Below are 12,710 nucleotides of genomic sequence, written 5' to 3' on the forward strand. Positions count from 1 at the left end.
TGCGTGCATTAGGTTCGTCGTCTCTCGGCCACAGCGCCCAGTTCACCGCCTGTGTTGGACCGCTCGGGCAGTTCGGTAGGCAATAGCGTAGCTGAGAGCGGCAATCCCAGCTGCCAGGAGGACGTTCCCGACGAACACCCGCACAAGAACGTCGGTACCAGTGTCGAGCCCGATATCGAGCGAGGACACCTCTGCGGGCCCGAGCAAGAAGACGCCGATAGCGAAGCTCAGGCTGTAGACACCACCTTTGACCACCGGATTCAGGATTGCGACCGCGGCAACGAAAGCGAAGTTGCTCGTCCACGCGACCCGGCGACCAACCCAGAACAACACGACGACAGCAATCCCGAGATTGGGAAGCGCGATAGCGAACATGCCGAGCGCGAAGCTCAGTGCCACTGAATGCGGCGGCAGATCTTCTGAAAACGCCTCCCGAAGCGTGCTCTGGACTCGGCTGGTGTAGCCAGCCACGTAACCGCCAGCCATCGCAGTGACGTATGTACTCAAACGTCAAGAATGGTATGGCCGAGCAACCGTGAACGCGAGACTGGTCCGACACCCGTCTCTGGAACGGACCGCTCCTCGCGGCCGGCCCAAACGATAGGGCGGTCTACTGCCCCGATGACCGAAGTCACGGCGTCTCCTCTGGCTCGATTGTCTCCTCGGCGATAACGGAGGTGAAGCCGTCCCGACGATAGACGACCTTGATCGTGTCGCCGGGTTCGATGACATCGTAACTATCTGAGTTGTTTCGCTCCTGAATCGTGAGCCGCTGACCGGCAGAGACGTTCTCCTCCCACTCGAAGACGACACCCGGGTCCGAACCGTTGAAGTGACCCGGTGGGTCCGAGGGGCTACAGTCCTTGGGCTTGAATCGGCATGGCTTGTTCAGGTCGTTGAAATCGTTGTCGTCGACTTCGAGGATTAGTCCTGGCACGCCCGAACCGGAGCCGACGTTGCTCTCGCTATTTTCGGTCTCGTTGTAGACGAGTTCGCCGCCGATATACACCTCGAGGTCCTCGCGCTCCAGCACGTCGCCGCTCATGTGCGTGATCACCACCGAATCGTTGAGCGCGACGCCGTCGTCGAGGTAGCGCCAGTCGAACTCGATGTAGGCGTTCGCCCGTGGCTCGGACTGTGTCTCGGCGAGGTCGAGCGCAAACACCGTCACCGTCGCTCCGAGCAGCACGGTCACCGCAACGAGGAGGACCACTCCGATGACTGATGCGACTCCGCTTTCATCACGGAGGATACGGGCCATACGATAATAATAGACAGTTCCAGACGTATATAAAATCTGTTCAGAACTCAACTGGTGAGAATCCTATCTAGGAGGGGCCACCGCAAGTGTTGTGGGACGTTTCAGGCCGGGCCAGCGTGTCATATAATCGTTCACAACTCCTCAAGAGCGATGTGCACTGACTGATAAAGAAGTAACCAGATGAAAATGACATTTGTCCTGGTATTCAAGATGGAGGGCGCGACTCTTGCACAAGCCCAATGAATATTTCAGTAATAAGTCAGCAACGAAAGGCATAGATACTCACAAACGGAAAACTGAGAGCGATGCTGTCACACTCGTCTCGCCGTTCGTTTCTTGCGAGTGTTCCGATGGTGCTGCTCTCCGGCTGTCTTTCTCAGATGTCTGAAAACCGTGAGAGCGAGACTGAAGAGTGCAATATATCTCGTGGGTACTATCAAGGGAACGGTGAACCGGTTAGCAGAACCGTTGAACTCTCTCATGATGAAATTGGGGAAGATCGGTGTGGACAGGAGGCAGCCAGGATCGCGTTACAGTCCCTAGCTGAGAGGATGGATGTCGAACTTGTGGGAAAACGATGGATAACAGCGTACCACAGTATGGACAGGGATGATGTGTGGATTGCTGTCATGCCTGCTCACGATACTGAAAACCAGAAACGCTGTCCGCCTCAGGAGTTCGAACTTGAGACAGCTCGTACTTTGCTCCCCTCACGTGTGACTGTAAGACTTGAAACCGTAGAGACTGACGAAGCCGCCCACGAATGTACATACCGAGATGTGTACGTTAGTGTGGATCAATAGCACTACACATCTCAACACTAACCAGTTGGTGCATTGATTCTCTACATGTTTCACCGACATTCTGCCGAATTTCAGAGAAGTTCCACCTCGTCGCGGAGCTTGAGTACTCTGTACTGACGCTGGCCACTCCGTGAGACATTTTCTATGACAGGCTTGGCCGGGCCCGCACTCCTCACCATCAGCCGCCACGCACCCGAAACCAGACGCGCTCGCCAACTGGCGACCCCCCGTCCTCGATATCCAGTCGACTCAGAAACAGGTCCCGGACGGCGAGTGTGACGGTGAGTTCGACTGTCTCGTCGTCGGCCGCGACCGTGACAACGCAGTGTCCGTCCCGCTGGTCGATTGCCGCAATCGTCCCGACAGACCAGCGCTCGATGTCGTGGGTCGGTTTTTGGGCGTGAATGCGGTCGTGGTCCATACCCGTTCTGTGGTCGCCGTCCGTGTCGGTCTTTCGCTGACACTGTCTCTGTGGATGTAGGCCGGCGACAGACAGGACGAGCAAGCGGTATCTGTATAGCTAGTATGAGATCTGCAGGGAGTCGTAGCTGCTAGCACCGGTACTCAGGGAGAGAGGGAACATAGAAACAGGTACAGATGCTGCAATCAGCACAGCTCTCCACAGACGTCGCGCCAGAGGAGACGGCCGACAAGACTGCCGACCGACGTATCGCCAGGCGCAGTGAAGAGTTGCATCTCCGGAACTTCGACGTTTCGCGGGAGCATACACTCACAGTGCGCGTCTCGGACGACGACGGACTGGTCTTCGCGAACCGGTACTATCTCACCCCTGGCAAGACTGTCAGTGAACTTGGTCGGATTCCCCCCGGAGAGTACGAGGTCCGCGTCGAACTCGACGGTCGCCGCCAGCAGACGGCCACCTGTGAAATCGGCGAGAGGCCGAGCAAAACTGCACTCGTCGAAGTCGGCAACGGCACCGTCTCCCTCACCGAGGGACTCTACCGCTAGTCGGCGCTGAGGACAGTACCAAGTAGCTTTCGCGCCAACGCTTTATCGAGCGGGTCGTTTCCGTTTCCGCAGTGTGGCGACTGGACACAGGCCGGGCAGCCATCCGAACACGGACAGTCGACGAGCATCGACGTGGTTTCGGCCATCAACTCCTCGATGTCGTCGTAGCCGGCCCGCGAGAGGCCGACACCGCCCGGATATCCGTCGTAGATGAAGATGGTACTCCTGTCGGTGTGTGGGTGCATCGGTGTCGAGAGCCCGCCGATGTCACGGCGGTCACAGACGACCAGGAGGGGAAACAGCGCAATCATCGCGTGTTCGGCGGCGTGAATCGCGCCGGGGAAGCTCCCGTCTGCGGCCAGCAGCTGTTGTTTCAGGTCGGTCGGAACGGTGAAATACAGCGCCCGCGTCTCCAGGCTCGTCTCGGGCACGTCCAGTTCCTCGCGACCGAGTACCTCGCCGCTACGGCTGTCCCGGCGTTCGAAGCCCGTAATCTGTTTGTACATCGTCACGTCGGCAAAGCGGACGGTCACGTCCGCACAGGTCGACAGTTGCTTCTCGTCGCGGTCGTCGTCAATGACCATCGTCTTCTCGTGGCGCACCTGCGTGTAGTGATTGGCCCGCGTCGGTCGCAACGTCGCCAAGTCTCGGCGCAGGTCCAGATCCGCCACCTCGTAGGTTGTCCCCTGGTGGTGATAGATTGCGCCAGTGTGGGCGTCCCGGAGCGCGTCGCCAAGCGAGAGGCCGCCGATGCGTTCGTCCCGGCTCGCGTCGATAAGCGTGATTTCACGGTCGTCGATGCTCCGGAGGCTCATCTCGTGTTGGGGGCTCCCGTCGCTGGCATCGAACCAGCGGAGGCCGTCGCCAGTCTGCCGGCGTTCTAGTTCCCCCTCGTCGGTGAGAGTAGCGACGTGGCTCGGGAACGACTCGCCGAAGTGGGCGTCGTCGCTCGGGCGGAGCCAGGATTCGGTCGCGCCAGCTCTGATGTGTGCGGGGAGTAGCTGGTCGTTGTGCGGATCGGCGACCGCGCGCTCGGGGTCGCCCTCGAAGAACTCCTCGGGGTGGGCCATCACGTACTGGTCGAGCTGGTCCTCACCGGCGACCAGCGCTACGAGACTCGGCTCCTGACCGCGGCCAGCCCGGCCGGCCTGCTGGTATGTTGCCATCCGTGTTCCGGGGTAGCCGTCGAGGAGGACAGCGTCGAGGCCGCCGATATCGACCCCGAGTTCGAGGGCTTTCGTGCTCCAGACGCCCCGGACAGTTCCGTCGTTGAGGCCCGCTTCGAGCTCCTCGCGACGGTCGTTCGAGAGGGCGGCCTGGTAGGCAGCGATGCCGTCGGCGAGGTCGCCCTCCCCGCGCTCGCGGAGGTCGCGCGCACTGTCGGTGGCATAGCGTTCGGCGGTCTGGCGCGCCCGGGTGAAGACCGCCGTCTGGTATCCTCGGCTCACGAGGTCGACAAAGAGGCGTTTCGTTTCGGTGTGACTGGAGCGCCGGCTCCCGTGGCCGCCGCCGTCTGCGGGCGGATTCCAGAACAGCCAGTGGGTCGGCCCGGTGGCACTGGCGTCGTCGTCGACGAGCGTGAACGACGCCGGCGACTGGCCGGTGACCGTCGCGGCGTGCTCGATTGGGTTGTCGATCGTCGCCGAGCAGCAGACGTACTGGGGGTCGGCTCCGAACTCTCGACACATGCGTGCGAGACGGCGCATCACCAGCCCGACGTGGCTGCCGAAGACACCGCGGTACTCGTGGACCTCGTCGAGCACGACCGTCGAGAGGTTCTCGAACAGCCAGTCCCAGAGCCGTCGGGAGTGGGGCAACAGCCCGTAATGGAGCATGTCGGGCGTCGTGAGCACGAGTGTCGGCCGGCGGTCCCGGACCGCTCGCTTCTCCTGTTTCGAGAGCCGTCCGGTGTACTGGTCGACAGTGACGGTCGTTCCAAAGCCAAGCGAGCGGGCAACGGCCGATAGCGTCTCCTCCTGGTCGTTGATGAGCGCGACCTGCGGGGCGACATACAGCGTCGTCTCCCCGTCGGCGAGTGCGCGCTCGACGGCCGGGACGGTGTATGCGAGGCTCTTCCCGCTCGCGGTCGGCGTGGCGAGGACGACGTTGTCGCCGCCTCTGACAGCCTCGATTGCGGCCGCCTGGTGGTCGTAGAGGTCGGTGATTCCCTGTTTGTCCAGCGCCCGGTCCAGTCGATCGGGCAAGTCGACCGCGCGCGAACTCGCGTCGCTGCCGGAGACGACGCGGTGTGTTTCGAGCTGTCCGCTGTAGTACGGCCGCTCCTGGAGCCACGCGATAGTCTCGTCCACAGTGACCGTTCGGCCTGGAGCGTCCAGAACGTTTCTATCGCGGCCGCCACTCGCGCCGTGGCGCGGCTACGACGCTGCGTCGAGCGACGGAATCGAAAGCACAACGCGTGTCCCAGAGCCTGTTCGCTCAAAATCGACATCCCCACGGACTGCATCGGTCGCCCAGTAGATGAGCCAGAGTCCGATGCCGCTGCCATGGGTGAGCGGAGTCTCCTCGCCTTCCCTCAGGGCGGCCAGTTCGGCCGATGGAATGCCTGGTCCAGAGTCCGTGACGGCGATTTCGACGTGGTCTCCGTTCTCGGAGTGGGCCTCGATGCGAGGGTCGCTGGTCGTGTGTTCGACGGCGTTTTCGAGTGCCTCCCGAAGTGCAATCTTGACCGCGCCTCGGTCGGTCAACACTGTCACTGGATCGGAGAAATCCGTCTGGATGTCGCTGAGACCGACCTCGGCGACCACTTCGTCGACGAGACCGCGAGCCGACACCTGTGTCGCCTGTGTGTTGTCGACGGCCGCAAGCTGGGCGGCAAGGCGTGCCTTCTCACCGAGGCCGGCCAGCTCGCGGGCAGTATGTTGAATCTGACGGGCCTTCTCCTCGTTTTCCCCGTCCAGGCTCTCGCCGAGGACACCTGCCAACCCGGTGATAACCGAGACCTCGTTCCGGAGGTTGTGTCGAAGCAGTCGGTTGAGCACCTGCGTCCGTTGCTCGCGGCGTCGTTGTTGGGAGACATCCCGGTAGATAGAGACCAGTGTCGGTCGCTCGGCCAGGGTCACGACCTGTGCGCTGACTTCGACAGGGAGGCGTGAGCCGTCAGCGCGGACGAGTTCGATATCGCTGCCGTCCTCAAAGGTGGCAACAGAAACGGGCGAGTCGCGGGCCTGTGCCACGGATTCCGCGTACAGGCTGTCGTACCGCTGGTCAGAGGGATGTAGCTCCATCTGGTGAGTGCCGATAATTTCGCTTCGCGGCCGCTCAACAAGTGATTCGGTAGCAGTGTTCGTTTCGAGAACGCGGCCAGTGTCAGCGTCAGCGATGACGATGGGATTGGGTGCTGTCTCGATGAGCGTCTGGTAGCCTTCGATAGACAGTTCCAGGCCGAGTTGTGCGAACAGGTCGAAGTCACTTCCCTGGACGGCCGAGCGGACGATTTCACCGTCTTCGATTACGAACCGTCCCCAGAGTTTGTAGGTGATTTCGTTGCCCGAGGGCGGAACACCCCGGTATTCCCCGAGGTGTGTTCCGCGCCAGGTCTGAATCGAGATGACGGTGTTGCCCTCTGCGTACAGCGACTGTGAGACGATACTCGTGTCCGGAAAGGCAGTGAGTATTTCGTCGATGACATCGGTCAGCCCGTCTCGGCCGAGGCGCTCGATGTCGGATCGAGCGACATCGTATTTCGCGGTGAGTTCGTCGGCGGACAGTTCGTCGATAACGTCGAGATTTCCTGCTTCGATTTCGTCGAAATAGCGGCGAACGAGCGCCTTATTCTTCTCTGTGACAGTCATTATCTTTGGGTCGAGCGTCGAGAATAAAGCTGTTGGCCCACCAACCAGTCATACTGATTAGTCGGGTACTTTTCGGGCCTATTTCAGGGAATTACTCGTTTCACGGCCCGATATGGGCGGGAAATGAAACAGTGGCGGGAACGCCTCGCAATAATCACTGTCAGTCGCTCGATTCAGCTTCAAGGCGTGGAATCTCGACGCGGAGGGACCGCGGCCCCGACGCGCTGTCCAGCGGGATGATGTCGCCGCCGACGCCGGTCACCGCGAGATAGGTCCGTGCGACATCGAGGTCGCTGCCGTGTCGCAGGTCGGTTTCGGTCCCGTTTCTGATGAGTTCGGCGTCGCCGCCCGCGAGCAACGCCGTTTCGCCGTGGATGTCGAGTTGCACGTACCTGTCGCGTATCTCGACAGCCAGGTCGATTGTCGGTGTCTCGATGTACTCCACGATGCGGGTGAGAAGCCGCGAGAGTGCATCGACTGCCTGTTTCGAGACGACTGCCTGCGCCTCGACCGTCGGTACCTCGACGGTCGCCTCCGAGACGGCAGCGTCGGTCTCGCGCAGATTCGCCAGCAGCGTCGAGAGGTCGGTTCGCGCCGAACCAGCGGCGCTACTGAGCGTTCGGGACTGGACCGCGTGGGTACTCAGGTCGGATAACTCGGCGGTGGCCGCGAGGATTTTCTCGACTGCGTCTTCTCGGGCCGCGTTGTCGACCGACTCTCCGGACTGGAGCATCGAGGCGTATCCCTGGATGATCGTGAGTTTGTTGCGCAGATTGTGCCGCAGCAGACGGTGTAACACATCGAGTTGCTGGTTCCGTCGCTTTCGGTCCGTGATATCGATTGCAGACCCGATAGAGCCAGTAATCTCGCCGTCCTCGTACAGCGGCCGCGCGTAGAGTTCGACATCGAGACGCGAGCCATCTCTGGCCCGGTGGACTGCTTCGCAGCCACCAACTGTCCCGCCGTCTAACACGCGCTCGAACAGAGACTGAAATTGCTCGTCGTCGACGAACAGCGGGTACTGTGTGCCGACAATTTCCTCGGCACCGTAGCCGAAGGTCTCCTCTGCCGCCTGGTTCCACAGCTGGACGGTGCCCTCTGGGTCGAGAACAGCAACCGGGAACGGCGTCGCGTCCACCAGCGTGTTCAGCCGGGCAGTCGCCTCTTTGAGTTGATTCTCCCGATCGATACGGGTACTGATGTCCCGAAACACGCCCAGCACGAGGGTCCGGTTGTTCGCTTCGATACGCTGCGCGTTGATTTCGACCGGGACCCGCTTGCCATCCCACGTCTCGATGTACACTGGACTCCCGTCCTGGAGTCGCTCAACCTTGTCGCCGTTCAGCCCCCTGTGGAACGCCTCCCTGTAGGCGTCGATGTTGTCTGTGGGGTGAAGTGTCCGTCTGTCTGCTCCGATGAGGTCGTCTGTCCGGCAGTCGAATAGCTCTGTTGCAGCGTCGTTGACCGCGACAATCTCGTTCGATCCGAATTCAGCGACGATAACCGCGTCGGGGATGCTCTCCATGATGGTCGTGACCGAAACCTCTGGCATCTCGGTGAGCGATGAGGGCTCGGTCGCTTCAGACATGATATCTAGAACGAAATAGAGGCTTACTTAGTATAATACCAAAGCCAACATTGTTAGGGTCACAGCTCGCCTGCGACACGAGACAGGATAGCCAACCAGAGTGATTTTCTCGACTGGCAGGCAGTCACCACGAAGGACAGGACTTAGTCAGCAGAGTCCTGAGACCGGAGTATGGAGACGACAGAAGGATTCGCCGGACTTCGCTGTCTGTCCTGTGAGACGACGACCGACGCGAGTGCCGAGCGCTGTCCAGACTGTGACGGGCTCCTCGACCCAGTCTATGACGAGGCGACGCTCGAACGCGCACACGAGAGAGTTCACAACGGTGAGCGGGCAGCCGTTCTGCCTTTCGATGACCCCGTGACCATCGGGGAGGGCGGTGTGACGCTGATTGAAAGCCCCGACCTGGCCACGGAGTTGGGCGTCGGCCGCGTGCTGGTCGCCGACGAAGGACACAACCCCACCGGCGCCCTGGTCGACCGCGAGATGGCCGTCGCGGTCACCGCCGCACACGAGGCCGGAGCCGAGACGGTCGCGCTGCCGACGACCGGCAACGGCGGACAGGCGGCCGCAGCCTACGCCGCCCGCGCGGGACTGGAGGCAGAGTGTTTCGTCCCCTCGCGGTCGGTGTTTGCGAACAAGGCGATGATAAACGTCCACGGCGGCGAAATGTCTGTCGTCGGCGGCCGTTACTCCGATGCCGCCGAGGTCTTCGAGGAAGCAAGCGCCGAGGAAGAGTGGCGCTCACTTGCCCCCTTTGGGACGCCGTACCGCCACGAGGGCGCGAAGACACTCGCCTACGACCTGCTCGCCGAACTCGACGACGCACCCGACGCGGTCGTCCACCCGACGAGCCACGGGACGGGGCTGTACGGACTCGCTAAGGGCTTTCGCGAGTTCACAGAGACGGACCATCTCGGGGACGTTCCCCGCCTCTATGCCGCCCAGCCTGAGGGCTGTGCCCCGCTGGTCGACGCCGGCGACGAGCCAACGTCGGTCGAGCATCCCGATACCATCTGTGGCGCACTGGAGGTGCCAGCGCCAGCCGGAGGGGCGCTCGCGCTTGACGCACTTGCAGAGACAGACGGCACCGCAGTCGCGGCCGAAGACGACGACATACTGGAGGGCGCGGCCTCGCTCGCGGCCGCGGGTGTTCCGCTGAGTGCGACCGGCGGTGCCGCGGCCGCCGGTGCCCGAAACCTTGCCGACGACGCCTTCGACACCGATGAGACGGTCGTGCTCGTCAACCCCGCGACGGCGAACCGCGAGGCCGACATTCTGCGGAGCCACCTGATGAAGCAAGGTATCTGAGCGCACTTTAGTCAGTCCGCCGTCACATTGAAGAGGGGTGATACCGAGACACTCGTTATGACCAGTCAAGCGTTCGTCTCGCAGGTCCAGGAGGTGTTATCGGTCGACCCGGAGGCGTTCTGTGAGCAAGTGCGTGCCGATGCCGAGGCGATTACCGAGGCAATCGAGGCGGGAGTGTTCGACAACCCACAGGCAATTATCGGACTGGAGTACGAGTTCTACGCAATTGCCAGCGGAACTGGGACAAACACCCCCGAAACATCTGAGGAGGCCGTAGGGTCTCTCCAGCGTGTTCCGCGCCAGTTGCTGGATTTCATCCGCTTTGAACAGGAGCTTGGTCTCCACAACGCCGAGCTGTCGACGAGTCCGTTGCCGCTGAACGCCGACGGGCTGCGCGCACAGGAGGCGACCGTTGCTGCACAGCTCCGGACCGCAAACGAATACATCCGCAGCGAGGGGCTGATGCTGGTCAGCGACGGCCTCTGGACAATTCCGTCCCAGGGCGAGACCACGAGAGGGTATCTTACCGATAGCACCACCGTCGACGGCGTCGAGGTTGCGGCGAACATGTCGGAAGAGCCGCGGTATCACGCGATGTCGAACGCCGGCGGTGACGTGACGCCGGCGATGGAACTCGACGCGCCACATGTCTCGCTGTCGGCACAGACGGTCGTCCCCGAGAGTCTCATCACGTCGACACAGCCACACTACCAGGTGCCCCGGGCGAAGAGCCTGCCCGAGCGGTTCCGGTACGCGCTCCGAATCGCCGGCCCGCTGCTCGCTCTCGGCGTCAACTCACCGCTGTTTCCGCCGGACCTGTACGACGACGCGCCGCCGTCGGAGATTCTCGCCGAGACCCACATGGGAAACCGAATCGGTGTCTTCGAGTCGGTGTTGAACCCTCGGAACGGCCCCGACAAGGTGCGCTTCCCGCGAGATATCGGCTCCGTGGAGGAGGCCATCAACCGTATCGTCGAGGACGACCTGCTGGTCCCGATGCCGGTCGAGGACGGCGAGTACAGCGCGTTCCAGACGAAACACGGGACCTACTGGCGGTGGGTGCGGCCGGTGTTTGGGGGGAGTTCGGGATCACAGGCGAACGCCCGCATCGAGTTCCGTCCCATCGCCGCCCAGCCGACCGTCCGGGACACCATCGCCTTCCAAGCGGCCTTCGCCGGGTTGATGGAGGCATTGCCGGCCGCCGACCACCCGGTCGCCGAACTCGACTGGACGACCGCGCGGGACAACTTCTATCTCGCCGCCGACGACGGCCTCCAGGCCAGGCTGACCTGGATTACCGGCGACGGTGAGCGCACGACCGACACAGAAGCTATCTTCACCGACCTGTTCGAGCACGCCGCTGAAGGACTTCGGAGCTGTGGAATATCCGAGGAGGCTATCGGCCGGTACATCGGCCCACTCCGGCGGCGGGTCCGTCACGGCCTGACCCCGGCACGCTGGAAGATTCAGCAAGTCTGTCACGAACTCGACGACGGTGCCACATTCGAGGAGGCAATCATCGCGATGCAACGGCAGTACTTCAGGCGGCAGTCGGAGACGCTGCTCGATAGTGACTTTGGCGCGTGGATCGAAACCTACAGCTACCGCGTCCAGTAGCACCGAGTGCGGCTTTGTGAGACATCTGGTAACAGATAACGGGCACGTCGCTAAGTCAAAGCCTTTGTATCCACGCACTCACGAGTCGTCTGTATGACGGAGCAGGTCGTCGTACTCGGGTCCGGGTACGCGGGCGCTGGCGCAGTACGGAGTCTCGAAGACGAACTTGACGGCGAGGCGGACATCCGCTGGATTTCGGATACGGAGTATCACCTCGTCTTGCACGAGTCACACCGCTGTATCAGCGACCCCAACGTCGCAGACAAGATTACGATTCCAATCGAGGACATCAAGTCCCCACGCACAGAGTTTCGCCAGGGGACCGCCGAAGACATCGACGTCGAGGACCGAACAGTCCACCTCGAAGACGGGAGTGAACACGACTACGACTACCTCCTCGTCGCGGTCGGCTCCCAGACTGCTTTCTTCGGTATCGACGGCCTCGAAGAGTACGCACACACGCTCAAGGGTCTCGACGACGCGATGGCGATTCACGACGATATCAAAGAAGCCGCACGCGAGGCGACCCAGTCCGACCCCGCCCAGGTTGTCGTCGGCGGCGCAGGCCTCTCTGGCATCCAGACCGCCGGCGAAATCGCCGAGTACCGCGACGAGCACAACGCCCCAATCGACATCCACCTCGTCGAGGGGCTGGACGAAATCTTCCCCGGCAACGACGAGAGCATCCAGCAGGCACTCCGGTCCCGTCTGGAGGCCCGGGACGTGAACATCCTGACCGGCGACTTCATCAGTGAAGTCGACGAAGAGCGGGCCCACCTCGGCGAGGACGACGAACTCGAGCACGACGTGCTCATCTGGACCGGCGGTATCACCGGCCAGGACACCGTCGGCGATGTCGACGTCGAGAAAGACGACCGCAACCACCGTCTCAACACCGGCCAGACGTTCCAAACCTCGAACGAGCGCGTGTTCGCCCTCGGTGACTGTGCGCTCATCGAGCAGGGCGAGGACCCCGCGCCGCCGACCGCACAGGCCGCCTGGCAGGCCGCCGAAGTCGTCGGCGAGAACATCGCCCGCACCATCCATAACCGCCCGCTCAAGGAGTGGACCTACGACGACAAGGGAACGGTCATCTCGGTGGGCGAGGCAGCCGTTGCCCACGACGTGTCGCTGTTTCCGTTCCTCGATACGTTCGGTGGGTTCCCGGCGAAGACGCTCAAGAAGGCAATCGCCGCCCGCTGGATTGCCTCGATTACGGGCGTCGGCACCGCGATGAAGGCTTGGCCCGACATGTAGGCCCCGCGGCTCAGGAGATGTCCCGCCAGTCGGTCACCGAAACGACGACCTCCTTCTGTAAGTCGACCTCGGCAGCGAGACTCGTCTCGTCT

11 protein-coding genes are annotated in these 12,710 nt (G+C 62.1%); 5 read left to right on the forward strand and 6 right to left on the reverse strand.

Translation table 11 applies throughout. The features are described from left to right. Positions 1-42: 42 nt before the first annotated feature. Both OSC37_RS08385 and OSC37_RS08390 read right to left on the reverse strand, forming a co-directional pair. A complete protein-coding gene (locus tag OSC37_RS08385) occupies positions 43-486 on the reverse strand; it encodes a DUF2062 domain-containing protein (RefSeq protein WP_267164132.1) in 444 nt (147 codons plus the stop codon). A 145-nt stretch (positions 487-631) separates the two neighbouring features. After that, positions 632-1,261 (reverse strand): type IV pilin domain-containing protein, encoded by a 630-nt coding sequence (locus tag OSC37_RS08390; RefSeq protein WP_267164133.1) that lies wholly within the window; start codon positions 1,259-1,261, stop codon positions 632-634. Between the two features lie 350 nt (positions 1,262-1,611). Between OSC37_RS08390 and OSC37_RS08395 the strand changes: the two genes are divergently transcribed. Next, positions 1,612-2,064, forward strand: coding sequence for a hypothetical protein (locus OSC37_RS08395; RefSeq protein WP_267161018.1), 453 nt, complete (start codon positions 1,612-1,614; stop codon positions 2,062-2,064). Positions 2,065-2,242: 178 nt separating this feature from the next. Here the strand turns inward: OSC37_RS08395 and OSC37_RS08400 are convergent, their stop codons facing one another. Beyond that, entirely contained in the window at positions 2,243-2,485 is a 243-nt protein-coding gene (locus OSC37_RS08400; RefSeq protein ID WP_267161019.1) for a DUF7861 family protein, read from the reverse strand. Between the two features lie 176 nt (positions 2,486-2,661). Between OSC37_RS08400 and OSC37_RS08405 the strand changes: the two genes are divergently transcribed. After that, complete coding sequence (locus tag OSC37_RS08405; RefSeq protein ID WP_267161020.1) at positions 2,662-3,033, forward strand: Ig-like domain-containing protein; 372 nt, start codon at positions 2,662-2,664, stop codon at positions 3,031-3,033. On the opposite strand, the gene OSC37_RS08410 is transcribed toward OSC37_RS08405, so the two are convergent. From OSC37_RS08410 to OSC37_RS08420, 3 genes are all read right to left on the reverse strand, one after another. Continuing rightward, positions 3,030-5,342: a DEAD/DEAH box helicase gene (locus OSC37_RS08410; protein ID WP_267161021.1), complete on the reverse strand. Its 2,313-nt coding sequence runs from the start codon at positions 5,340-5,342 to the stop codon at positions 3,030-3,032. The genes OSC37_RS08405 and OSC37_RS08410 overlap by 4 nt on opposite strands. Before the next feature lie 66 nt (positions 5,343-5,408). Next, on the reverse strand, positions 5,409-6,845 hold the full coding sequence (locus tag OSC37_RS08415; protein WP_267161022.1) for an ester cyclase: 1,437 nt from the start codon (positions 6,843-6,845) through the stop codon (positions 5,409-5,411). A 160-nt stretch (positions 6,846-7,005) separates the two neighbouring features. Further along, on the reverse strand, positions 7,006-8,433 hold the full coding sequence (locus tag OSC37_RS08420; RefSeq protein ID WP_267161023.1) for a PAS domain S-box protein: 1,428 nt from the start codon (positions 8,431-8,433) through the stop codon (positions 7,006-7,008). Positions 8,434-8,604: 171 nt separating this feature from the next. On the opposite strand from OSC37_RS08420, the gene OSC37_RS08425 reads away from it, so the two are divergent. The 3 genes from OSC37_RS08425 (at position 8,605) to OSC37_RS08435 (ending at position 12,618) form a co-directional block, all read left to right on the forward strand. Next, the gene (locus OSC37_RS08425; protein WP_267161024.1) at positions 8,605-9,744 is read left to right on the forward strand and encodes a threonine synthase; all 1,140 of its coding nucleotides are present in this window, start codon (positions 8,605-8,607) and stop codon (positions 9,742-9,744) included. A 57-nt stretch (positions 9,745-9,801) separates the two neighbouring features. Next, on the forward strand, positions 9,802-11,361 hold the full coding sequence (locus OSC37_RS08430; RefSeq protein ID WP_267161025.1) for a glutamate-cysteine ligase family protein: 1,560 nt from the start codon (positions 9,802-9,804) through the stop codon (positions 11,359-11,361). Positions 11,362-11,454: 93 nt separating this feature from the next. After that, the gene (locus OSC37_RS08435; RefSeq protein ID WP_267161026.1) at positions 11,455-12,618 is read left to right on the forward strand and encodes an NAD(P)/FAD-dependent oxidoreductase; all 1,164 of its coding nucleotides are present in this window, start codon (positions 11,455-11,457) and stop codon (positions 12,616-12,618) included. Positions 12,619-12,710: the final 92 nt, after the last annotated feature.

The organism is Halovenus salina (genome assembly GCF_026410925.1).
Taxonomy (GTDB): Archaea; Halobacteriota; Halobacteria; order Halobacteriales; family Haloarculaceae; genus Halovenus; species Halovenus salina.

Bases quoted from the DNA above. Each gene is read 5' to 3' on its own strand.
- OSC37_RS08425 (WP_267161024.1), top strand. From the start codon at position 8,605: ATGGAGACGACAGAAGGATTCGCCGGACTTCGCTGTCTGTCCTGTGAG.
- OSC37_RS08420 (WP_267161023.1), bottom strand. From the start codon at position 8,433: ATGTCTGAAGCGACCGAGCCCTCATCGCTCACCGAGATGCCAGAGGTT.
- OSC37_RS08400 (WP_267161019.1), bottom strand. From the start codon at position 2,485: ATGGACCACGACCGCATTCACGCCCAAAAACCGACCCACGACATCGAG.
- OSC37_RS08385 (WP_267164132.1), bottom strand. From the start codon at position 486: ATGGCTGGCGGTTACGTGGCTGGCTACACCAGCCGAGTCCAGAGCACG.
- OSC37_RS08430 (WP_267161025.1), top strand. From the start codon at position 9,802: ATGACCAGTCAAGCGTTCGTCTCGCAGGTCCAGGAGGTGTTATCGGTC.
- OSC37_RS08435 (WP_267161026.1), top strand. From the start codon at position 11,455: ATGACGGAGCAGGTCGTCGTACTCGGGTCCGGGTACGCGGGCGCTGGC.
- OSC37_RS08405 (WP_267161020.1), top strand. From the start codon at position 2,662: ATGCTGCAATCAGCACAGCTCTCCACAGACGTCGCGCCAGAGGAGACG.
- OSC37_RS08415 (WP_267161022.1), bottom strand. From the start codon at position 6,845: ATGACTGTCACAGAGAAGAATAAGGCGCTCGTTCGCCGCTATTTCGAC.
- OSC37_RS08390 (WP_267164133.1), bottom strand. From the start codon at position 1,261: ATGGCCCGTATCCTCCGTGATGAAAGCGGAGTCGCATCAGTCATCGGA.
- OSC37_RS08395 (WP_267161018.1), top strand. From the start codon at position 1,612: ATGGTGCTGCTCTCCGGCTGTCTTTCTCAGATGTCTGAAAACCGTGAG.